The 22480-nt window shown below is 68.0% G+C and carries 17 protein-coding genes; 9 read left to right on the plus strand and 8 right to left on the minus strand.

Translation table 11 applies throughout. The features are described 5' to 3' along the window. Positions 1-55: 55 nt before the first annotated feature. The 6 genes from OG928_RS34410 (at position 56) to OG928_RS34435 (ending at position 10758) form a co-directional block, all read left to right on the plus strand. Positions 56-955, plus strand: coding sequence for a sugar ABC transporter permease (locus OG928_RS34410; protein WP_331765921.1), 900 nt, complete (start codon positions 56-58; stop codon positions 953-955). Continuing rightward, positions 952-1887, plus strand: coding sequence for a carbohydrate ABC transporter permease (locus OG928_RS34415; RefSeq protein WP_331765922.1), 936 nt, complete (start codon positions 952-954; stop codon positions 1885-1887). Before OG928_RS34410 ends, OG928_RS34415 begins: the two co-directional genes overlap by 4 nt. After that, positions 1884-4604, plus strand: a complete 2721-nt coding sequence (locus tag OG928_RS34420) for a hypothetical protein (protein ID WP_331765923.1) — start codon at positions 1884-1886, stop codon at positions 4602-4604. Before OG928_RS34415 ends, OG928_RS34420 begins: the two co-directional genes overlap by 4 nt. 126 nt (positions 4605-4730) lie before the next feature. Further along, the gene (locus tag OG928_RS34425) at positions 4731-7589 is read left to right on the plus strand and encodes a discoidin domain-containing protein (protein WP_331765924.1); all 2859 of its coding nucleotides are present in this window, start codon (positions 4731-4733) and stop codon (positions 7587-7589) included. Between the two features lie 653 nt (positions 7590-8242). Further along, positions 8243-9652, plus strand: coding sequence for a serine hydrolase domain-containing protein (locus OG928_RS34430; RefSeq protein ID WP_331765925.1), 1410 nt, complete (start codon positions 8243-8245; stop codon positions 9650-9652). Between the two features lie 101 nt (positions 9653-9753). After that, positions 9754-10758 carry an STM4015 family protein gene (locus OG928_RS34435; protein WP_331765926.1) on the plus strand — a complete coding sequence of 335 codons (1005 nt, stop codon included), beginning with the start codon at positions 9754-9756 and terminating at the stop codon, positions 10756-10758. Between the two features lie 42 nt (positions 10759-10800). On the opposite strand, the gene OG928_RS34440 is transcribed toward OG928_RS34435, so the two are convergent. Genes OG928_RS34440 through OG928_RS34455 form a run of 4 tightly spaced genes read right to left on the minus strand, consistent with a single transcriptional unit; the run spans position 10801 to position 14612 of the window. After that, the gene (locus OG928_RS34440; RefSeq protein WP_331768210.1) at positions 10801-11397 is read right to left on the minus strand and encodes an ATP/GTP-binding protein; all 597 of its coding nucleotides are present in this window, start codon (positions 11395-11397) and stop codon (positions 10801-10803) included. Next, positions 11378-11761 (minus strand): DUF742 domain-containing protein, encoded by a 384-nt coding sequence (locus OG928_RS34445; RefSeq protein WP_331765927.1) that lies wholly within the window; start codon positions 11759-11761, stop codon positions 11378-11380. Before OG928_RS34445 ends, OG928_RS34440 begins: the two co-directional genes overlap by 20 nt. Further along, positions 11758-12192 (minus strand): roadblock/LC7 domain-containing protein, encoded by a 435-nt coding sequence (locus OG928_RS34450; protein ID WP_331765928.1) that lies wholly within the window; start codon positions 12190-12192, stop codon positions 11758-11760. The genes OG928_RS34445 and OG928_RS34450 overlap by 4 nt, the downstream gene beginning before the upstream one ends. After that, positions 12189-14612, minus strand: coding sequence for a nitrate- and nitrite sensing domain-containing protein (locus OG928_RS34455; RefSeq protein ID WP_331765929.1), 2424 nt, complete (start codon positions 14610-14612; stop codon positions 12189-12191). The genes OG928_RS34450 and OG928_RS34455 overlap by 4 nt, the downstream gene beginning before the upstream one ends. A 660-nt stretch (positions 14613-15272) precedes the next feature. Between OG928_RS34455 and OG928_RS34460 the strand changes: the two genes are divergently transcribed. Then, a complete protein-coding gene (locus OG928_RS34460; protein ID WP_331765930.1) occupies positions 15273-16481 on the plus strand; it encodes a phosphotransferase in 1209 nt (402 codons plus the stop codon). A gap of 242 nt (positions 16482-16723) precedes the next feature. Here the strand turns inward: OG928_RS34460 and OG928_RS34465 are convergent, their stop codons facing one another. The 4 genes from OG928_RS34465 to OG928_RS34480 all read right to left on the minus strand — a co-directional run bounded on the left by OG928_RS34465 (position 16724) and on the right by OG928_RS34480 (position 20935). Further along, on the minus strand, positions 16724-19075 hold the full coding sequence (locus OG928_RS34465; RefSeq protein WP_331765931.1) for a phospholipid carrier-dependent glycosyltransferase: 2352 nt from the start codon (positions 19073-19075) through the stop codon (positions 16724-16726). Next, complete coding sequence (locus OG928_RS34470) at positions 19072-19572, minus strand: GtrA family protein (protein WP_331765932.1); 501 nt, start codon at positions 19570-19572, stop codon at positions 19072-19074. Before OG928_RS34470 ends, OG928_RS34465 begins: the two co-directional genes overlap by 4 nt. A 107-nt stretch (positions 19573-19679) precedes the next feature. Then, positions 19680-19826, minus strand: a complete 147-nt coding sequence (locus OG928_RS34475; RefSeq protein ID WP_331765933.1) for a hypothetical protein — start codon at positions 19824-19826, stop codon at positions 19680-19682. A 317-nt stretch (positions 19827-20143) separates the two neighbouring features. Next, on the minus strand, positions 20144-20935 hold the full coding sequence (locus OG928_RS34480; protein ID WP_331765934.1) for a DeoR/GlpR family DNA-binding transcription regulator: 792 nt from the start codon (positions 20933-20935) through the stop codon (positions 20144-20146). 215 nt (positions 20936-21150) lie between these two features. Between OG928_RS34480 and OG928_RS34485 the strand changes: the two genes are divergently transcribed. Both OG928_RS34485 and OG928_RS34490 read left to right on the plus strand, forming a co-directional pair. Continuing rightward, on the plus strand, positions 21151-21330 hold the full coding sequence (locus tag OG928_RS34485) for a hypothetical protein (RefSeq protein ID WP_406291452.1): 180 nt from the start codon (positions 21151-21153) through the stop codon (positions 21328-21330). A gap of 38 nt (positions 21331-21368) precedes the next feature. Further along, entirely contained in the window at positions 21369-22391 is a 1023-nt protein-coding gene (locus tag OG928_RS34490; protein ID WP_406292079.1) for a substrate-binding domain-containing protein, read from the plus strand. The last annotated feature ends 89 nt before the right edge of the window (positions 22392-22480 follow it).

The following is a 22480-nucleotide window of genomic DNA, read 5'->3' on the forward strand; positions in this document are numbered from 1 at the left end:
GGGCTTGGACGAGTGTCCGCCTCCGGCGGTACCCCGGCACGAAGGGATGGGGACTGTGAAGCCGCTCTCGCACTGGTTTCGCGACGCCACTCATGACATAGGGCTGCGGCTGATCGCCGCGCTCGGCCTGTTCCTCTACCTGGTTTTCATCGTACTGCCCGTCATCATGAGCCTGCGGAGCAGCCTCACCGACGAGAACCCGCTGAAGCCGGGCAGCAACTGGATCGGTCTGTCCAACTACTCGGAGATGCTGCACGACGACGAGTTGCGCGCCAGTGTCCTCTACACTCTGGCGCTCGCCGCGGGCGTGACGATCGTGGCCAACGTGGCCGGCCTCGCCTTCGCGATACTGCTCGACCGCACCGAGCTGAGCTACCGGGTACTGCGCACCATCGCGTTCCTGCCGCAGGTGATCTCGGGGGTGATCGTCGGCTTCGTCTGGAAGACGATCCTCACCCAGGACGGCCTGCTCAACGACGTGCTGATGAAGACACACCTGATCGGCCGGCCGGTCGACTGGCTGGGCACGCCACATCTGGCCCAGCTGTCGGTGGGAATCGTGGTGGCCTGGGTGCTGTCCGGCTTCACCACGGTCGTGTACCTCGCGGCCTTGCAGAACATCCCACGCGAGCTTTACGAAGCCGGATCGATCGATGGCGCCAGTACCCGGCAGCAGTTCCGGATGATCACGCTGCGCATGGTGGCCCCGGCCACCACCATCAGCGTGACCATCTCCCTGATCACCGTGCTCAAGCTCTACGACGTCATCCAGGTGCTGACATCCGGTGGGCCTGCCTACGCCACGCAGTCCACAGCCCAGTACATCGTGAAGAGCGCGTTCACCAACAACCGGTTCGGTTACGCCTCCGCGATCGCCATGTTCCTGCTGGCGCTCTCAGCGGTCATCGCGTTGTCCGTCACGAGCGTCCTGCGCCGCAGGGAGGTCGAGCTGTGACCATCCACACCGCCTCCTCGCCGAGTGCCGTGTCGTCCAAGGCCCATCGCTCGCGCCGCCGCGCCGCCGCGCCGCATCCCTCGGCGCCGACGCAGCACAGATCCAGGCGCCGGCTGCTGAGCCCGGCCCGGCTCACGCTGGCGATCGTCGTGGTGCTGGTGTTCGTCAGCCCGATCTATCTGACGATCGTCAACGCCTTCAAGAAGCAGGACGACATCGTCGCCAATCCGGCGGCGCCCCCACTCCACCCGACGCTGAGCAACCTGTCCACCGCACTCGACCGGCCCGACCACCTGATTCAGTACGGCCTGCGCAACTCCCTGATCGTCGTGGTCTGTTCCGTGCTGCTGCTGATCCCGCTGGGCTCGGCCTTCAGCTTCTGGATCTCACGTCGGCGCACCCGGATCCGTGCGGCGATCCTCGCCACGCTGGCCGCGGGGCTGATGATTCCACCGCAGGTGGTGCTCCTGCCGACGATCCGCATCCTGACCTTCATCGGCCTGGACCACAGCTATCCCGGACTGATCCTGTCCAACCTTGGCGGCGGCTACTTCTCCTTCGCCGTCTTCGTCTACGTCGGCTTCATGCGGGCGGTGCCCGACGAGCTCGTCGAGGCGGCCCGCCTGGACGGCGCGGGTGGTCTGCGGATCTGGTGGACGATCATCATGCCGCTCGTACGACCGGCCACCGCGACCGTGGCCATCTTCCTCTCACTGTGGATCTGGAACGACTTCCTGAACCCTCAGTTCATCCTCGGCCCGTTGCAGGGCCAGACCATCACCACCGGTCTCTATCTTTCCGTGGGGCAGTTCCAGATGGATTACGGACAATTGTTCGGCATCATGTTCCTGGCCGGAGTCATCCCGGTCGTCGGCTATCTGGCGTTGCAGAAGCAGTTCGTCGCCGGCCTGACGGCGGGGTCGACCAAGTGACGGCGGCACAGCCTGCGCAGACCGTGGACGTGCCGGGCCGCGCGGGCGGTCGCACCGACACACTCGAACGGGACGCACCCGCCGCGGGTGTGCCCGCGCTCGACGAACTGGCCGGGGAGTGGCAGCCGGTCGCCTCGCTCGCACACCTGCCGTCGCTGCGCAATCAGTGGGGCCAAGGACACGTCAACCACGATTTGACATCGTTGTCGTGGCTGGCCTTCCCTCCCTACAGCGGCGGCTATCACACCGGTGTCCTACGCCTGGACGGCCGGCCGATCGCTGCCGAGCGGATGCGCTGGTCGCCGTGGGGTGTGCAACGCACCGCCACTCATGGGGCGTTGACGGTGACCACCGACGTGCGAATGGCGTACGAGCGCAGCCGGGTGCTGTGGCGGATCACCCTGCGCAACGACTCGCCGGACCCCGTGCACACCGTCGTCGAGCAGGAGTTGCTCGCGATGTTCGCGCACTCCGAGGTGGACTGGGGGTGGCTCTACGGCACCCCGTGGAACTCCGGCCACCACCACGACTTCTACGCCACCGAGCGGCTGCGCGCCGAGGTCATCGCCGACCGGCCGCGCCAGGTGCAACTGCTTCCGCACGGCGAAAGATGGGTACGGCTCGGCTCGCCGCGGATCCCCGGGATCCAGCGTGACGAGGACTCCGCCCCCATGTTGCTGGAGTCCGAACTTCCGGATCACTCCGCGCCGGACTCCGGACGTGTGCGGGCTCCGGGAGCGCCTTGCCTGGTCCGGCAGTTGGCGGTGGACCGGGCGGACGGCTCACGGGTGGCGATCGGCGACGCCCTGGCCGTGTACACCGTGCGGGCCGGCACGGATCTACGGGTCGGCACGACCGCTCTCGACGAGGGGGACGCGCTCGTATTGGAAGTGCGGGTCGACCGGGAGGCCACCAACGGAGTAGTCGCCACCCATGGCAACCATCCGGACTCCGCTCAGCTCGGCTTCAGCGACGGGAGGGTTTCCCTGCGGATCGGCGGAGAACTGGCGGTGGCTCCCGACCCGCTGCCGATCGGCTCTTGGCACACCGTGGGCGTGCGCGTGACGGGCTCGGGCGCCGAGCTGCTGGTGGACGGCGTGGTCGCGGCACGCACTGCTCCCTGGTGGGAGGGGCAACGGTGGGAGGCAGCCGTGCGCGACAGCGATGCGCTGCTGGTCACCGACTCCCTCAGCGTGGCGCGCGGCGCGTATGCCTTCGGCACGCCCCCGCACCGCCTGACCGCGCAGGGAGCTCGCGGCCTGGCCTGCTGGCAGGTGTCGCCGGCTCCGGGTGAGAGCATCGACCTGGACTTCGTGCTGGACGTGTCCGGGTCCGAGCAGACCGCGCTGGACGGGTCGCGCCGCGCCGCGGTTGACTTCGACGCCGCACTTTCGGACGTCGCGAAGCAGTGGCGCAGCACGTGGTCGCACGCCTTCGAGCCGGGCAACCCCGAGTTCTCCGGACACCTGCCGGCACTGGTCACCGATGACAAGGACCTGGCCCGCACCTACTACCTGGGCGTGCTGCTGGCCGTGTACATGCGCAACACCCGCGTGTCCCGGACCGGTCCGGTGTTCTTGACCGGAGGGCCACGGCTGGGGCCGACCACGACGTACTTCTGGGACCAGTCGGAGTTCGCCCGCACGGCCACGATGCTGGAGCCGCAGGGCATGCGCGCGTGGATTCTGGCAGCGCTGGCTCAGCCGTACGATCACTGCCACTCCTTCGACACCTACAACCTGTTGCCGATCGGCAACCACTATGCGGCCAACGACCACGCGCTCTTCCGCACGATCACTGCGTATGTCGCGGTGACCGGGCAGACCGGGCTGCTGACGGAAGTCGCCGGTGGGCAAAGCGTGCTGGACCACCTGCGCGCCATGGCATACCGGCCGCGGTCGCGGCGGTCGGTGTTCGGAGACGGAGTGCTGGCCGACTTCGGGCGCGACGCCTGGGAGTTGCTGGAATGCGTGCCGAACTACCGCGACGCCGTGGTGTCCTTCAACGCCGGCTACGCCGGCATGCTGCACACGCTCGCCGCGCTCCTGCGAACCCTCGGTCACGAAGCGGAAGCAGATGCCGCGGAGGCGGAAGGTTCCGCACTCGCACGAGCGGTCGTCGGACAGTACGCCGGAAAGGGCCGGTGGAACATCGGCCATCCGGAAGGCGGCGAAGTCATCGGACACGTCCTCGATTTCGTCCTGGTGGCGGCCGACATGGCCGACAGCCTGACAGCCGACCAGCGCGAAGCGATGGTCGACTTCGTCAGCGACAGCCTTGTCGACGGGGACTGGATGCGGGCCCTCGATCCGCAGGACCCGATCGCGCCCTACGCGGACCGGCCCGACCACGGCGCGGCGGGCGCCTTCGCCGCCTGGCCCGGAGCAACCGCCTACGGTCTGTGCCGGCTCGGCCGATCCGATCTCGCGGTGGGCTTGCTGCGGCGGGCCCACCGCACCACCTCCGGCGCGCTGTGGGGACAGGCCATGGAGGTCACCGCCGACGGCAGCTACCGCGTCGCCGAACGCGGGGTCTCCAACCGCGAGAGCGTGGCCGCGGTCGCCGTCACCGAAGCTGTCATCGCGGGTCTGTTCGGAGTCGGCACACCGGACGAGACACAAGAGGACGTCGTCCGTAATCGCTTCGGCGAGCTGCGCAACGTCCACGTGCGCGCAGTCGCCTCATCCGTCAATCCCGCCCGGACACCTCTTCCCTGATTCCCAGCCGAGGCCGGGTACCGCGCTTCGCCTGACCGCGCGGCCCGAGTGCGAGGTCGTGACCTCGACAGCTGCCTCCCGACTGCCGTGTTCCGCACCCGGATTCAGCCATCAAAGGAGAGACAGATGACCCACCACATCGCAGGCTCATTGCCTCCGGCCAGAAGAACAGTCCTCGCGGGCGCCCTCGCGGCAGTCGGCACCACGGCGCTGTCGGCGGGTCCCGCCACGGCGCTGTCCGCGCCGGCGGACGAACGAAACGGCGGTACGCCGGCGCCCCTGACCGCAGAGCAGCACTGGTCGAAGCTTCAGGCGAAGCTGGCCGGAATCACCGGCCAGTGGACGAACCAGACGTACAGCGGCTCGATCTCGACGACGATGCCCAATACGGCGCTCCTGGGCAACGGCGATGTCGGTGTGACCTCCGGCGGCAGCGTCGGCGTGAAGACGTTCTACATCTCCAAGGGCGACTTCTGGAACGGAAACGGCGACACCCAGCCGCTCCCGATCGGCGGCATCACGCTGAAGTCGACGGCAGGGAGCGACAACCTCGCAGTCGGGGCAACAGCGACCGCCGGCAGTGTCAACCAACCCTTCACGCCCGACCGTGCGGTCAACGGCCAGTGGGCCCCGGGCTACGAAGGCTGGGTCTCCGCCGTCGGCAAGCCCCAGTGGATCGCCCTCGACCTGGGCTCCGAGCAGTCCATCGCACGGTACGTCATCCGCAACGACGAAGCCGCCCGCCCCGGCACCCAGGCCTTCAACACCAAAGACCTCGCCGTGCAAATCAGCCGGGACGGCAGCACCTGGACCGACGTCGACATCGTCACCGGCAACACCGCCGCAGTGATCGACCGGAACGTCGCCACCTTCACCACGCGCTACCTGCGGCTGTACATCACCGAACCCACCCAGGGCACCACCGACGACTCGATCCGCAACCCCCGTGCCCGCATAGGCCAGTTGGAGCTGTACGCGCTGCCGAAGACCGCACCGGATCCGGGCGCACCGAGCCCCGATGCCTTCCACGAGGTGCAGCGGATCCTGGACGCCCACATCACCACGTCCGTCGTGATCGGCGGCGCCACACTGGAGCTGGACACCTGGCTCGCGGCCGAGGACAACATCCTCGTCGTCACCGTGACCTCGAAGGGGACTTCACCGGTGGAGCTGGTGGCCCAGACCTGGGCCCACGCGAACTCCTCCTCGTACCCGGCGGTCGCCGGGGTCGACGGAGACACCGCCTGGGCGCAGCGGTCGACCGCCTCCGGTACCAACTGGGTGTCGACCGCTGCCTTGGCCACTCGGGTGCTGGGAGCCGACTCCGCGAAGGCGCCGTCGGTGAAGGGCGCAACCGCGAGCACAGTGTTCACCCTGCAGCCCGGCCGGACCGTAACGATCGTGACGACCGTCAGCGGCGGCGGCAAGAACCCCAGCGGGGTGCACACGAACGCGATCCGGGCAGCGGGCGCGCAGAGCGGACGCACGCTTTCCACACTCGCAAAGAAGCACGCCCAATGGTGGAAGCGGTACTGGCTGGCGTCCAGCATCGACATCGGCAGCCCGGTGCTGGAGAAGTACTACTACGCGGCCCAGTACTTCGTCGGCTCCGCCAGCCGCCCGGGAAGGATCGCGCCGGGTCTCTACGGCGTCTGGACCACCACGGACCAGCCCGGCTGGCACGGCGACATCCACCTGAACTACAACGCCCAGGCGCCGTTCTACGGGGTCTACTCCAGCAACCGCCCCGAACTCGCCCTGCCCTTCCACGACGTGATCCTCGACTACGTACCGGAGGCGCAACGCCGGGCACAACACGACTTGGCCCGGGTGAAGCCGGACTACGTCGCGCAGCGCTTCCCGAGCGGTGGCGTCCCGACGGGGGTGCTCTTCCCCGTGGGCATCGGACCGTTCGGGTCGACGACGGACGACGTCTACCTCCAGCAGGTGGCCAACTGCCTCTTCGCGGCCACCCAGTTCTGCGTGTACTACGAGTACACGCGGGACACCGCCTTCCTGCGAGACAAGGCATATCCGTACCTCAAGCTGGTCGCGGCCTTCTTCGCGCACTGGCTGGAGTGGAACGCGGGCACGGGGCAGTACGTGCTGTGGAGCGGGCCCCATGAGGGGTCGTGGGGGAAGAACAACACCACCGACATCGGCATGCTCAAGCAGACATTGACCACGCTGATCGAGGCGAGCCACGAACTGGGCACCGATCAGGACGCGCGGCGGGACTGGCAGAACATGCTCGACCACCTCCCGGCCCAGCCCACCAGCGTCTACAGGGGCGTCACCGTGTACTCCCTGGCGGAGGCCGGCTCCATGCAGGGTGGGGACACCCGGGACATCCGGCCGGGGGACAACACGGTGAACCTCGAATTCATCCACCCGGCCGAGGTGCTGGGGATCACCTCACCCGCCGCGGAGCGGAAGATCGCCATCGACACGGTGGACGTGATGAACTCGTGGGGTCAGAACAACAGCTTCCCGAAGGTGTTCACCCAGGCCGCCCGCGTGGGTTATCCCGCCGCGTCGCTCATCGCGCACTTCGAGCAAACCATCCAGCAGCAGCTCGCGGCCAACCTGAGGATCAACGACGGGTACCACGGCATCGAGAAATCCGGTGCCACCGAGGCGATCAACAACATGCTGGTGCAGAGCTTCCAGGGAACCATGGTGCTCTTCCCGGTGTGGCCGGCCGACCGGGACGCGAGCTTCCACGGGCTGCTCCAGCCGGGCGCCTTCGAGGTGTCGGCCGCCCTGCTGAACAAAACGGTGACCTACGCCGAGATCACCAGCCGAGTCGGGGGCACTCTGCGCCTGAGCAACCCCTGGGCAGACACCTCGCGTCTCACCGTCACCGATGACCGCGGCCACCACGTCCCCTTCTCCCTGAAGGACGGAATCATCACAGTGAAGACGCGGGCCCGCAGCAGGTACCTCTTCCGCGCGGCACGCCCCACTCCGACGTCAGGCGCGTGACGCCGCGCCTGCCTGCCTCATCCGGCCGGATGCCTGAACAGCTTGCGGTGTGCGGCGCGGCGAGGGCTGTGCGGCGGACAGGAGGGTGGTTCCGTACCGAGTCGGTACGGAACCACCCCCCGCACAGACCGTCACCGGGCCGGATGGGGTGGATGAGGACGTGAAGTCGGGGGTGTGGATCACCAAGGTGTCCGGAGGCGAGCCTCGGGTGCTCAGGCGCAGCAGCAGCAATAGCAGTAGCACATGACGGCCCCGAAGGGACCGGTCTCGAAGGAGTACTGCACCCCGGCCGGGATGAACATCCAGTCCCCTGCCGTCAGTTCCTGCCCGTTGTATACGATCGATCCACCGTTTCCTCGGTCGCGGCCGACTCACCGTGCGCACGGCCCGCGGCGGTCGTCCGGCCCCCGGGACGCGCCGTGCCCGCGCCGCTGTCTCCTTCCCGGCAGTCGGACGTACCGCCTGGTCGGGTGACACGTGTCCACCCCGATCCGCGTCGGAAAAATCCAATACCGGCGGGTCCGGCCGGTGCGACTGTGCGAGCCGACCACGACGGCCGTGGGTCCCCGGAACAGGGAGGCACAGTGCGCTCCAGCCAGTCAGGCGGGTACACCCGGGCGCGACGCGGACCCCGGCGGCGACCGGGATCACGGGTGCGGCGCGGTCTGCTCGCCGTTCTCGCGAGTACCGCCGTTCTCGTGTCGGCGGCGACGCCCGCGTCCGGGGCCGTGACACCCGGTGCGACTCACTACGACGGCGGTGACCACAGTCGCCTGCTCGAGGCGATGCGCCTGGTGACGCTCGACGTCAACGACGGCAATACGCCGCCCGGACCGCACGGGATGGACGCGATACCCGGCGTCATCGCCCGGACCGACATCGGCGGCGTGCAGTGGGCGGGCGCCGCCGACAACCCCGCGAGCATGGCAACCCGCCAGGCGAACAGCGTCTTCCGGGCCGGCAGCGTCGCCAAGATCTTCACCGCGACCGTGATCCTGCAACTCGTCGGCGACGGCAGGCTCAACCTCACCGACGACGTGTTCACACTCCTTGGTCCGATCCTGAAGGACAACAGCGTCCAGGGCTGCAATATGGCCACGTGGAAGTGCTTCAACCCGCCGGGGCCGGGCGCCGCGCCGATCACCGTCGAGCAGTTGCTCCAGCACTCCAGCGGCATCTTCAACAACATGGCCGACTGGTCCTTCCAGGCGAAGGTGGCCGCGCAGTTCCCGAACATGGCCTTCACCCCGGCCGAGTTGGTCGCGGAGGGAGCGAGTCACGGACCACAGGCCGCACCCGGTACGACCATGGCGTACTCGAACACCAACTACGCGCTGCTCGCGCTGATCATCGAGAAGGTCACCGGCAAGCCGTGGCACCAGGCGCTGACCGAACGCGTCGTGACACCGCTCGGCCTCACGGGGACCCGGGTTCCGGCCCCGGCCGACACCGTCCTGCCGGGCCCGCACGACGCGTTCGTGTCGAATCTGCTGTTCCCGCGCAACGGCAGCTCGTTCAACACGCTTCCGGCGGCCGACCAGAACGCGTCGTACGGGTACGGCGGCGGCAACATCATCTCCACGACCGCCGACCTCATCACGTTCATCAAGGCGCTGATCGGCGGACAACTGCTGCCACCCGCGCAGTTGCAGCAGATGATCGCCCGCGTCAACCCAAACACGATGGGCACGCCGGCTCCCGCGCTGCCGCCCGGTATCACCTGCAACACGGGCCTGTCGTGGCCGGAGTGCATCCCGAATCCGGCGAAGTTCAACGTCACGGCCAACGCCGACGCGCCCACGAACTGGTACGCGTACGAGCCGTGGACCCAAGCCGTCGCCAACTACGGCCTCGGCCTCACCCAGCGCGAACTCACCTGCTCCACCGGCCGAAAGGTCATGCTCTACGGCCACAACGGCGCGATCCCCGGCTCGATGTCGTACGTCTACACGACCCCGGACGCCGGCCACTCCATCGCCTTCAACCTCAACGGCGACTGGCCGCGGCACGAGCTCTACGACATGTACGGAATCCTGGCCGCGGAGTTCTGCCCGGCACCCTGACCCGTCGGCATCCCCCGAGGGCCCCCGCCCAGGCGCAATGTGGGTGGGGGTCCGTAGGCTTCGGCCGGCAGGAAATCGGGGCGGGGAACGGAGCAACCCTCATGAGCGTGTGGAACCATCTCGGCGAGCTGGGCGGGCTCACGGTGCATCCGTTCCTGGCCTACGAGGATATCGAAACCTTCGAGACGGACAACGACGAGCATCTGGCGCGGCTCGTCGCCTCCATGCCGGAACCCGGATCGGTCGCCTGGAAGATTGCCACCCACTTCGACGCCGAGCTCGAATTCGCGGACATTTTCGGGATGTTCCTCGAGACTGTCGACACCACGCAGGTGCGTGCGCTGGTCCTGGGCTACTGGGCCACCGACATCCTGGACGACGAGAACGGCGTCGTCGGCGTGCTGTGCGAGCACGCCGACCGGTTCCGGGCGCTGCGCCACCTGTTCGTCGGCGACATCACCGGCGAAGAGCACGAAGTCTCGTGGATCACGCCCGAGGACATCACACCGCTCCTGGACGTCTTTCCGCACCTCGAGGAGTTGGGCTACCGGTTCGGCCAGGGCAGCCAACCCGTCCTGCGTCCGACGCGGCACGAGCGGCTGCGCAGGCTCGTCCTGCAGACCGGCGGCATGCCCGCGCACGTGGCCCGAGCGGTCGCGGCGAGCGACCTGCCCGCACTCGACCACCTCGACCTGTGGCTCGGCGTGAAGATGTACGGCGGCGACGCGACCACGGCCGACCTGGCCGACCTTCTCGACGGCACCCGGCACCCCGCGCTGCGGCACCTCGGTCTGATGAACAGCGAGATCCAGGACGAGATCGCCGCGGCGGTCGCCGTCGCGCCCGTCGTCGCACAGCTCCGCTCACTCGACCTGTCCATGGGCGTGCTCTCCGACACCGGCGCGGAGGCCCTGCTGGCCGGCCGGTCGCTCACCCACCTCGAACGCCTCACCGTCCACCACCACTTCCTCGGCGACGGCGCCGCCCGGCGGCTCCGCGAAGCCCTCGAACCGGCCGGGGTAACCGTGGACCTTTCCGAGCCGTGCACCCCATGGGGCGGAGCGGCAACTCCCGAAGAGGGCAGGTACACCCAGGTCGCCGAATAGCAACGGAAGACTTCGGACGGCAGGCGGAGCCATCGCGGCGGCCTACCCGGGGGCGCCGGCGTCGGCCAGCATGCGCTCGATGAGGGTGAGCAGCAGGTCACGGCAGGAATCCGGGCGGCGGACGTCGCAGACCATGCTCGGCACCCGAGGATTCAGGCTCAGCGCCTCGCGAATCTCGTCCTCGGCATACTCCATCCGGCCGTGGAAGTTGTTGATCCCGACGACGAAGGGAATGCCGCGGCGTTCGAAGAAGTCGATACTGCCGAAACTGGTACCCAGCCGACGCGAGTCGACCAGGACGACCGCGCCGAGCGCACCGACCGCCAGGTCGTTCCACATGGACCAGAAGCGCTCTTGGCCCGGTGTGCCGAAGAGGTAGAGCACGAGGTCGTCGCTGACGGTGATACGACCGAAGTCGAGTGCGACCGTGGTGGTGACCTTCTCCTCGATGCCTTCGAGGTCGTCGACATAGGCACTGGCCGAGGTCATCACCTCCTCGGTGCGCAACGGCGGGATCTCACTGATCGAGCCGACAAGTGTCGTCTTGCCGACGCCGAAGCCGCCCGATACGAGGATCTTGACAGCAGCTGCGTTCGCGGGGAGACCCCCGCCGTCCGTGTCATAGTCTGCGGAGACCATCACGCACTTTCCTGAGGATTTCGATGTCGGGGGTCCGGGCCATGGCGACCGGTGGGCGGACGTGGACGTGCCCGGCGTCGAACAGGTCGTCGATGATCACCTTCGCGATGCTGACCGGCAGGTCGATACGCGCGGCGATCTCCGCAACGGCCTGGGGTTCGCGGCACATGCGCAGGATCTCGATGTGCTCCGGGTACAACTCCCGGCGTTCCGCGGCTTCTTCGGCGTCCTTCTCGACGGTCGTCACCAGGGTGATGAGCGTCAGGTCGTCGCGGGCGGCCCGGGTGCGTCCTTGGGTCAGGGTGAAGGGGCGCACCAGCGGTCCGGCGTCGTCATCCCAGGTCGGCTCGGTGAGGTCGGTCACCCATGCCCACCTCTCGACGGGTCGTCGGCGTCGTCCCGAGGCGCCGTGCCGAGGTATTCACCGACCTTCTGTACGAGGGTGTTCATCTCGTAGGCCACGATGCCGACGTCCGCGTCGCTGTCCGCGAGAACGGCCAGATGTGCACTGCGGCCGGCGCAGGTGACGAAGAGGAAGGCGTCCTCCATCTCGATGAGCGTCTGGGAGACGGCTCCGCCCTCAAACCCCCGTCCGATGCTCCGCGCGAGACTCTGCAGTCCCGAGGTGGCGGCGGCGAGCTGTTCCGCGTCGTCGCGTCCGAACGTCTCGGATTGGCTGATCATCAGGCCGTCCTCGGAGAGGACGACGGCGTGCCTGGTCCGCGGAACGCGCTTGACCAGGTCTGTCAGCAGCCAGTCGAGTCGGCTGTTCGTGGCGGTCGTGGGCTGGCTCATCGTGGTTCCTCAATCGCCGATGTGCTGTCGATCGGGTCTCCGTCCGGCGCCGGTGCGGCGTCCGTCTGGGCTCCTTGTGGGGCCTGGTGTCCCGCTCGGGCGCGTTCGGACGCGTTCCGGAAGGCGCTGACCATCGCGGCTGCCGATTCGGGGGATCTCGGCGCCGACTCGCGTGGCTCCTTCGCCGGTTCCGGTTCGGGGGCCTCCCCACGCAGTGGTGCGGGCAGGTCCGCCTGGGGTACCCGCCGTGGTAGCGGCCTGCGCCCCGAGGGCCGTGCTTCCTCGCCCCGCGCGCGCATTACGGTGACGGTCGGTCGCTGCGGCGAGGGGGGCGGTTCGATCACGGTCGCCGGGGCGTCCGGGGACGACTCGGCGATGTCGATCTCGACCCGGGCGCGGGTCGGTTCGAGCACCGATTCCTCGCGCCGGCCGGCCTCGTCGTCGTCACCCGGTTCCGGCGACGGTTCGACGTTCTTTTCTCCGGAGAGAAACACAATCGCGAGGGTCCCTCCGTAGGGCGAACTCCGCAGGGTCACCGTGATGTCGTGCTGCGCGGCGAGTTGGGCGACGACGAACAGGCCGATGCGCACGTCCTTCGCGAGCGCCACCACCTCGAACGGGGCCGGATTGGCCAAGTTGGCGTTGATCGCGTCGAATTCGGCCTCGGACATGCCGAGACCACGATCCTCGATCTCGATCACGACGCCCTTGGCGGCGCTGGACGCACGGATCTGCACGGGCGTCTTCGGCGGCGAGAAGGAAATGGCGTTCTCGACCAACTCCGCGAGGAGGTGGACCACCGCTCCCACCGACGGACCGGCGAGGACGGTAGCGGCGTCCGCGTTGACCGTCACTCGTTCGTAGTCCTCGATCTCGCCGAGCGCGCTGCGCACGACGTCGATCACCGGCACCGACCTGCTCCACCGACGCCGCGGTTGGTGCCCGCTCAGGATGACGAGGTTCTCTTCGTACCGGCGGACGCGGGTCGCGAGGTGGTCGAGGGTGAACAGGTCCTTGAGTACGTCGGGATCCTGGTGGCGTCGTTCCATGCTGTCGAGTTCGCCAAGCTGACGACTGATCAGGGATTGGGTGCGCAGGGCAACGTTGTAGAAGACCTTGGCGTAGCCCTGACGTTCGCGGGCGAGTTGCACGGCGCTGTCGAGAGCGACCCGCTCGGTCGCCTTGAACGCGTGCGCGATCTGACCGATCTCGTCGTTGCCATAGGGAAGTTCGGCTCCTCCCGCATCCGCGCGGGCCTCCTCGATCGATTCCCCGCGGCGGAGCCGTTCGACGGCGATGGGCAGGCGTTCCTCGCCGAGTTCCACGGTCGCGGACCGGAGACTGAGCAGTCGGCGGCGCAGCGAGCGGGTGATGCGCCAGCAGAGAACCGCCACGACCACGATCGCAAGGAGTCCGAGGACCGCCACCAGCCGCGCGGTGAGCTCAAGCTCGTCGGCCTTGTCCTTGTTGACGCCGTTGGCCCGCAGCGCTGTTTGGTTGGCGAACTGGTCGAGCGCCGCGTTGACTTCGTTCAGATTCGCGCGCCACTCGGCGGCCCGTACCGGGACGGTGACCCCCTGCTCCTTCGCGGAGACAACCGGGCGCGCGGTCATCATCGCGTTTTCGGCGGCGACCATCCACTGCCAGGCGGGAGTCTTGGTGATCTCGACGAACGCGTCTCGAAGGTCCTTGGGCGTGAACGTCAGCATCTGGTCGTACAACGCGCGTCGGCTGCCCACGACTTGGAGGAACTCGGCGTATTCCGCGGCGGGCATGACGCCGTTTCGCGGCGAGTACATCAGCAGCACGTCCTCGCGCGCGAGCATCTCGTCGGCGCGGAAGGCGTTGACCGGCATCTGGGACAGGAAGACCAACGGGCCGTCGTCGAGATACGTGAACGCGTTGAACATCGTGACGTGCAGGTTCACGCCATTGTCATAGAAGCGCAGCAGGTCGGTCTGCCCGCCCTGGCGGGCATCGATGCGGGAGCGGGCCTCCGGCAGCTGCGACAGGGCACTGCGGATCGTGTTGGCGTGTCGCCGGACGTCGCCGAGTGAGTCCGGCAATCCCTTCCGGGCAAGCACCTCGAATCGGGCCGCGACCGAATCGGTCTGCGCCCGTTGGGTCTTGAGGGCCTCGATGGCTCGCGGATCGTCGGGCGCGGTGAGCCACGCGGCACTGAGCCGCCGTTCTTCCTGGAGAGAGCCCAGAACCAGGAGCGTGGGGAAGCCCGCACGTTGCGAGAGCTTGTACTGGTTGTTGAGGTTGTCGCTCTGTTTCCACAACCGTTGCGTTGTGAAGCCCCACAGCAGCAACAACGTCAGGGAGGGAATGACCGTGAGCACGATCAGAAGCGTGCGGATCGACGCGCGGTGCCGGGTTCGGTTCCGCGGGCCGTGGGCCCGTTTGAGTAGGTTCATGCTCTCTTCGTGGGGCTAGGGCGGGTTGCCGAGTTGCCATGGGCAAGTCGCGAATCCGCTGTCCGACGTGGTGAACCCGGTGGCGCGCGAGTCGTGCCGCACCGCCCCCGTACGGTCCTCCATGCCTCGGGCAGGCTGTCTTTCCCATGGAAAGAACCGGGTTCGTCGTCGTACCGCATCGCAAGCCGAAGCCGCGGGGGCCGTGTCCAACCCGGGGCGCTTGCCCGCAAGTTGATCACAGGCACGTGGCGAAGCGCCATATTTGAGCCACAGCATTCGTGTTTCGGACAGCCGCAGCGCAATTCGTACCTCGGCGGTTTTTCGGTGAGATGTTCTGGATAGTCTGCCGCCGACGTGGCGAACGCCCGGGCACACAGCGTGGTTCCGAGCCTGTTCACAGGCGGGCTCGGCCACCGCGTCGCGGGCCGACCGGACCCTGTGCGCGTCCCGGCGGAGCCATCGGCCACCGTTGCCCGATCCGGCGGATCGTGGGTCGGTTTCCGGCCGGCCGTCGCCGGAGGGTTCGCGGTCACGGCGACGTCCCGGTGTCCGAGGGTGCCTTCGCGCCCGCCGTGTGGACCGCCACGACTCAGTCGTCCCGATGTCGACGCCACCCGCCGACCACGGCATCAGCCCGACCCGATCTCCCTAAGGACGCTCATGGCATCCCGAACACACGCCGGTAGTCCCGCCCTCGACATGGCCAAGGGTGTTGTGCGCTACGGCCGCCACGCCCTCCTCGAGCGAGTCTCGTCGCCACGCGTGAACGGACCGGCCGATGTGCCGGTCTCCGGCCGACAGATCACCCGGGAATGGTTGACGGCGGTCCTGTGTGACGGGCATCCCGGCACGGCGATCGAGTCGTTCCGGGTCGAGGACGCGACCAGCGGTACGTCCACCCGCCTGCGCATCCACATCACCTACAACGAGGCGGGCGGCCGTGCCGGGCTGCCGGAGACGCTCTTCGCGAAGACCACCGCCTCCTTCACCCAGCGCCTGACGCTGGGACTGGCGGATGTCCTCGAAGGAGAACCCGGGTTCTTCAAGTACCTGCGGAACGATCTCGACATCGAGGCGCCGCATGGATACCACGGAGCGGCCGACAAGGCGTCCGGCCGGTCGATCGTGCTGATGGAGGACCTCGGCGAGACCAAGGGGGCTACGTTCTGCACGCCCCGAACGCCCATCACGCGCCCGCAGATCGAGGATCTGGTCGCGAGTATGGCCACCTGGCACGCGCGTTACTGGGAGGCCCCCGAACTCACGGAGCACGCCTCCTGGTTGAAGCAGCCCAGTGATCACTTCCACAATTTGGATCGGCTGATCCAGATGCGGAAGCGCTCCAAAGTCGGCACGGAACGAGCGGCAGCCGTGATTCCGGACGCGCTGACACCCTTGTTCGACCGTCTCTACAAGGGGCTCGAGGCGTCGCTTCGGATCGCCGACGAGGGCCCGCAGACCCTTCTGCACGGTGACGGCCATGTCGGCAACACGTACATCACCTCCGCCGGCCGGATGGGCTTCACCGACTGGCAGGTCGTCATGCGGGGGAACTGGGCCTTCGACTACACCTATACCGTCACCACCGCGCTGGCGGTGGAGGACCGGCGCAGTTGGGAAAAGGATCTGCTGAGCCTCTACCTGGAGAAGCTCGAAACGGCCGGCGTCAAGGCACCGGACTTCGACGCCGCGTGGCTCGCCTACCGTCGTCAGACGTTCTATCCCTGCTTCGCCTGGTTGTACACGATCGGACGTGGCCCACTCCAACCGAAGATGCAACCGTCCGAGACCAGCCTCAGCATCATCGAACGCACGACCAACGCCCTGGTGGACCTGGACTCGCTCGACGCGCTCGACGTCGACCGGTAGCTCTTGTCGCCCATCCTGATTCCGCCGGGCAGCGTGCGATAGGGCACATGGGCGAAGGCGCGCCGCCCCTCCCCTGTTTCGGGTGGGACGGCGCGCGCAGTGCCGTACACCGGCATCCGATGAGACACTCGGGACGGCTCAAGCTTTCCGCCGAAGCCTCGGCCGGAAAGCCGGCGGCGGATTGCCGCAAGGACTCGGCGCCGCGCGGGTGGCAGCGGACCGGAGCTTGCCCTGATCCTTGGTCAGCCACCCGCGGGCCGCACCGGTACCTCGGCCGGTCCGTAGTAGCCGTCACCCGCGAAGCGCGCCACCAGTGGCCTTCCTGTGAGATCGGCGGGAACCCGAAGTACGCCGTCGCCTCGGTCGTTCGTCAGCGCGCGGGTCACCACGCGGCCGTCGTCGACCAGGGCCACCTCGACCTCGAACAGCGGGTTTGCGCAGGCGTCGCGCAGCGATACGGTGACCGCGCCCGGGCCGCCCGTCGTGGCGACCAATTCGGGGACGCGGGCCGCGCAGAGCCGTTCGGTGAAGTCACCTGTCTCGAACACTTCCGCTCCGGGTTGCTCCCCGGCCCTGCCGAGCGCGCCGTTGCCTCGCACGACCGGCCGGTAGTGGCCGCGGTCCTGCAATACGGCCACAAGCAGATCCCGGTCCTTGCCCGCGGCCGACAGCATCACGTACTGGGCTCCCGAGGCTCGAAGGCGCCGGGTGAAGTCCGCGATGTCGCGGGGCTCACCGAGGCTGGTGATCCGCCGCTGACCGCGCTCGCCGATGAGCAGGTGGAAGAAGTGTTGGCGCGTGTACCCGGTGAACGCGATGGTCCGACCGTCCGGAATCCGTCGCACGCCCGCGTAGGCCGCAGTCGGCATGATCCTGCGGTCCCGGTCGGGGGCGCGCATCAACTCCAGTGCCTCGCGGACATCCGCTCGGTGCCACGACCGGCCGCTGCTCGTCCACGTGTTGGTGGGTTGGGTCGCCCACCACATGGATGTCGCCGTGGTCACGACGAACGCGCCTGTGACGAATCCCGCGACGGTGCGCCGCAGCAGGGGTTCGACCGGACGGAATCGGCGGGAGTCCGGCGGCCGTTCGGCCACGGTGGTGAGGACGGCCGCGAGACACACGCAGCCCAACGCCGGCAGGACCAGCTGGTATCGGGCCCACCACGGCGCCGGGGATGCCGCGCCCCATATGGCCACCGGGAGTACCAGGCCCCACAGCAGGTCGAATCGGCGCTTGAGGACGAACAGTCCGATCGCGACGACCACGACCGGGAGCAGAACGTATATCCACTGCATCCCGAACCCGCCCGGCTGTTGGTCGTGGGTGTAGGCCAGGCGTTCGCGATCCAGGAGCCATGAATGCCAGGTCGCGGCGAGTTTGCCCTTCCCCATCACCTCCGGCGCCATGGTGGTCGTGATGATCAGGTCGTGCACGGAGCCCTTGCCAGGGAAGCCGAACATGGTGAACGGGTAGAACGGGTTCCCGTACGCGACCCAGGTGCGGATGTACCAGTAGGCCCCCAGCGACAGTACGGGCACACTCATGAGGGCCAGGTTCGGCAGCGCGAGCCGGGCGGTACCGGCACAGTCGCGGCGCAAGCGGGAAACGAGTCCGGTCGGGGGCATGGACGCGGCACGTGTCCGGCGCACTGTCCGCCACGTCTGCACCATCGTCAGGACACCGACCATCGCGGCGGTCAGGAGATTGGAGGACTTCACACCGATGCCCAGCCCCAGCGCGACCCCGATGAGGACGAACCAGCGGCGAAGATGCGGCGCGAGGTCCTCGCCGCGTTCGACCGCGGTCGCGAGGGCCGGCCCCATCGCGAGCACCAGGTACAGCGCGGCCAGCGTGGTCGCCGCCGCGCCGAAGTCGACGTAGGTCGTCGACGCCTCCAGGAACACCGCGGGCACCGCGAGTATCCCCAGGCCCGCGAGCGCGGCGTGCGCACGGCGGGCTCCCGCGGCACGCGCGAGCCCGACCGTCGCGACGGCCCCGATGGCCAGATAGGCAAGGCCGGACGCCCAGCCGAGACGGACCGTGCCCAGGAACGCACCGCTGAAGGCGGTGAGCAGTTCCTGGCCCTGCGGGTACACGTCGGCCCACAACACCTGCGGCGTGTGTCCGACGTGCCCCTGCTGGAGCCAGATGGCCGGACCCGGCAGGTGGTACCAGAGACCGTCGTAGTCCAGGGGGCCCAGAAATGTGCCCATCGCGGACCGCCAGCAGTATTGCGCGGCCACCAGCACGGCGATCACCACCACCGCCGGATGCCGCCAAGACCGGAGCGCCCGCGGTGTCAGCACGCTCACGCGGGCCCGACCGCGCAGCCGGGCCACCTGGGCGCCACCTCGTCGGGTCACCACGATCTCCACGGCCGCGAGCGCGATCGCGGCCACGAACAAGGCGCCCGCGTTCAGTTGGCGAAACAGACCGCCGACCAGCAGGGTCAAGGCGGACAGTTGAGCCGTCGTCAGCAGCAACCAGGTGAGGACCACGTCGACCGATCCGCGCGCCGTGGTCGCGCACGCGAGATGCCAACACCCGCCCAGCGTGGCCACCAGCGCGATCACGAGGCCGAAGGCGCTCACGCCGCCTCCCGCAGCGGCGCCTGATCGGCGGTCACCAGGGACTTCGCCGCCGGAGTCTCACCCGGTGGCCGGAACACCCGGGTGCGATACGCCCAGAAGCGAAACGCCGTCGCGAACCCCATTCCGATCAGATTGCCGGAGATGTTGTCCGCGAGCAGGCTGTCGAATCCGAAGACGAAGCGAGACACCGACAGGCAGGCGATCTGGATCGCCATGCCACCGCAACTCCAACCGACGAACAGCAGATACTGCCGTCGAGCGTCCGCCGTGCCGGCTTCGAGCCGTTCTCGGTACGTCCATCGGCGGTTCCCGAGGTACGCGGCCGACGTGGCCATCGTGAGAGATATGACTTTGGCGGGGAGAGCGGGGACACCGAGCAAGGAACGCAGGACATTGAACGTGACGACGTCGACCGTGTAGCCGACCCCGCCTACGATCGCGAACTTCGACACCTCGGATGCGCGGTTGCGGATGATTTTGAGCAGTGAAGCGAGCATGGGGTTTCCCGTCGTGACCAGTTGGGGCGAACGCTGCCGATGCGCTGGTTTCGGGCAGCACGAACTCCCCCATGGCGTCGGGGTCGATGTGCGGTGCCGAGGTTGGGTTACATGGGTGTCTCGGTGAAGAGGCGGCCGGAGGCGACCAGGTCGGCGAAGTCGGTGATACCTCGCCCGGTCAGCGCGCGCGTGGAGGCGAATGCTTTGCGACGGCGCCCAAGTCCCATTCGTTCCATGGGCAGTTCGGTGGTCATCCGTCTCCGGTCCGTTTCCGGTGCCTCGGCGCGGACAGGACGCACCAGGGCCGCGGCAGATACGCCTTCGGAAGTGATGGAAGACGGGGAAGGTCGCGTGGTATCTGCGGGCGAACCTGACCATGGGCCGACTCGGGCCGTTGTTCGGTGTGTGTTCCACGCGGCCGCGCTTCGCATCGTCGATCGGCGAGACGAAGGCGGCTTGGCGGCGCGGCGGTTAGAGCTTCCACACCCTTAGCTGTCCGGCACCGCCGTGCGCGCTCCCGCCGCGTGACGCGGGTCACACAAGCGATCGGGGGCCCTGCGGTGATACGCCGTCAGGAGGCGGCGGGATCGACGGGATCGACCACGACGAGTTCTTCGATGTGCTCGCTCAGTTGGTCACGCGCTTCCTGGGGCAGGCCCGTGTCCATGATCAGCGTGTCGGCGTCGCCGAGTTGTGCGATCGTGCTGATCCCGATCAGGCCCCATTTGGTGTGGTCGGCGACCACGACCAAGCGGCGGGCGGCTCGCACGAGGGCGTGATTGGTCTCCGCCTCCAGCAGGTTGGGAGTGGTGAACCCGACGCGCGGGCTGATGCCGTGGACGCCCAGCATGAGCATGTCGACGTTGAGACTCCGCAACGCCGCGACCGCGACGGGACCCACCAGCGCGTCCGACGGCGTGCGCACGCCGCCGACGATCACCACGGTCTGGTCGGAACGGCCGGATTGGTGGAACACGTCCGCGACCGGAATCGAGTTGGTGACCACCGTGAGCCCGGGAACGTCGACGAGTTGCCGGGCCAGTGTCCATGTCGTCGTCCCCGCCGACAACGCGATGGCACTGTTCGGCGCGACCATCGCCGCCGCACGCCGGGCGATCGCCTCCTTCTCCGCGGCCTGGAGCCCGGACTTCGTCACGAACCCCGGCTCCTCGGTCGAACTGCCGTCCCTCGAAGTGGCCCCACCGTGCACCTTGGCGATCAGACCCTGCGCGGCCAGCACTTCGAGGTCGCGTCGAATGGTCATGTCCGAGACCCCGAATTTCCGCACCAGCGTCGCGACACGGACGGACCCCTGATCGGCGATCATTTCCAAGATCGTGTTTTGTCGCTGACGTGCCAGCATTCCCGATCCTCTCGCCCGCAGGTAACCAACATATTCCAACATAGCAGTGTTCGTTTCCCACACCGCGCATTGTCGCCGGGAAAGATCTTTATGTGTACGGCCTTTCCCGCCCGGGAGAAGCCGCTGCGGCGGGAGTGTTACCAAACCGAGTCTTGTTGGTTAATGTTGGAACTGCTAGATATGTGAGTCGCATTACGAGCGAATACCGCGCATCCATGTTCGATTTCAAGATCGACCTTTCCCGTGCGCAAGGAGATTCCGATTCGCAGATGCCGCCCTTCCGCAGGTCGGAGCGCTTCCGTCGACGGGAGCGAAACGTGACGGCCGGGCAGGTCGACGCATCGACCATCGAACACACGCGGTCCTCCCGGACCGCCGACATTCACAGGGGCTGACCATGACGCACCGCAGACGCACCCGGCGCAGGGCCGCGATGGTGGCGGCGTTCGCCTTCGCCGTGACGCTCACGGCCTGTTCGTCCGGCAAGGACGAGGGCAAGTCTGGAGCACCCTCGGGCCCACCGGTCTCCTTATCCGGCACCATCAAGATCGCGTATCTGCAGAAGCAGGGAGACCAGCAGTACTTCGTGGACGAGGCGGACGGCGCCCGCGCGAAGGCCAAGGAACTCGGAGTCGACCTCAAGGTCGTGAACCTCGGCAACGACACCAACAAGGCCGTCAGCGAGGTCCAGGCGGCAGTGGCACAGAAGTACAACGGTGTCGTGATCGTCGTGCCCGACCCCGCCGTGGGACCGCAGGTCGTCGACATCGCCACGCGTGGCGGCGCACCGCTGCTCGCGTCCGACGACCAGATCTGCGTCGGCGGGGCCGACCCGACCAAATGCGCCAAGGACAAGCTGGTCCCGCGCGTGGGCTTCAGCGGCCCCCAGATGGGCACGCAAGTGGGCCAACGTGCGGCCGAGGAATTCAAGAAGGCGGGCTGGACTCCCGCCGACACCGCGATCATCGCCGCCTGGAAGCAGGACGTGACGGTCTGCACCGATCGGGTCGACGCCGCCCACGAGGCGTTCAAACAAGCGACCGGCGCGGACGTCAAGGTACTCAAGGTCGGCACCGACAACACGCCGCCCGACGCCCAGAACAAGACAGCCGCCACGATGAGCGGCAACCGATCGGTGAAGCACTGGATCGTGTGGGGCTGCAACGACGAGAACGTGAGTGGCGCGGTCACCGCGCTGCAGAACGGCGGCTACGGAGCCAACGACGTGATCGGCGTCGGACTGGGCGCCTATCTGGCGTGCAAGGACTGGGGTTCCGGCAAGCCGACCGGGATGAAGGCCGCGTTGTTCATCAACGGCCACGAGGTCGGCGGTCTCGCCGTGCAGACCATGGTCGATCGGCTCAGGAGCGGCAAGCCCTTCCCCGCCGAGGCGTTCGCGACCACGAAGATGGTGGACCCGTCGAACTGGCAACAATCCGGCCTCAAGTGCACGTGACCCGGCCCGGCCCGCGGCCGCGTCGACCCGCCCGCCGTCACCCCTGACGCCACCGCCCGGCACGAGTCGCGGCGACCCGGGCGCCCGCA

Source organism: Embleya sp. NBC_00896, assembly GCF_045207785.1.
Classification (GTDB): Bacteria; Actinomycetota; Actinomycetes; order Streptomycetales; family Streptomycetaceae; genus Embleya.

Coding starts and splice junctions, on each gene's coding strand:
- OG928_RS34425 (WP_331765924.1), top strand. CDS start 4,731: ATGACCCACCACATCGCAGGCTCATTGCCTCCGGCCAGAAGAACAGTC.
- OG928_RS34435 (WP_331765926.1), top strand. CDS start 9,754: ATGAGCGTGTGGAACCATCTCGGCGAGCTGGGCGGGCTCACGGTGCAT.
- OG928_RS34440 (WP_331768210.1), bottom strand. CDS start 11,397: ATGGTCTCCGCAGACTATGACACGGACGGCGGGGGTCTCCCCGCGAAC.
- OG928_RS34450 (WP_331765928.1), bottom strand. CDS start 12,192: ATGAGCCAGCCCACGACCGCCACGAACAGCCGACTCGACTGGCTGCTG.
- OG928_RS34455 (WP_331765929.1), bottom strand. CDS start 14,612: ATGAACCTACTCAAACGGGCCCACGGCCCGCGGAACCGAACCCGGCAC.
- OG928_RS34460 (WP_331765930.1), top strand. CDS start 15,273: ATGGCATCCCGAACACACGCCGGTAGTCCCGCCCTCGACATGGCCAAG.
- OG928_RS34470 (WP_331765932.1), bottom strand. CDS start 19,572: ATGCTCGCTTCACTGCTCAAAATCATCCGCAACCGCGCATCCGAGGTG.
- OG928_RS34475 (WP_331765933.1), bottom strand. CDS start 19,826: ATGACCACCGAACTGCCCATGGAACGAATGGGACTTGGGCGCCGTCGC.
- OG928_RS34480 (WP_331765934.1), bottom strand. CDS start 20,935: ATGCTGGCACGTCAGCGACAAAACACGATCTTGGAAATGATCGCCGAT.
- OG928_RS34485 (WP_406291452.1), top strand. CDS start 21,151: ATGTTCGATTTCAAGATCGACCTTTCCCGTGCGCAAGGAGATTCCGAT.
- OG928_RS34490 (WP_406292079.1), top strand. CDS start 21,369: ATGGTGGCGGCGTTCGCCTTCGCCGTGACGCTCACGGCCTGTTCGTCC.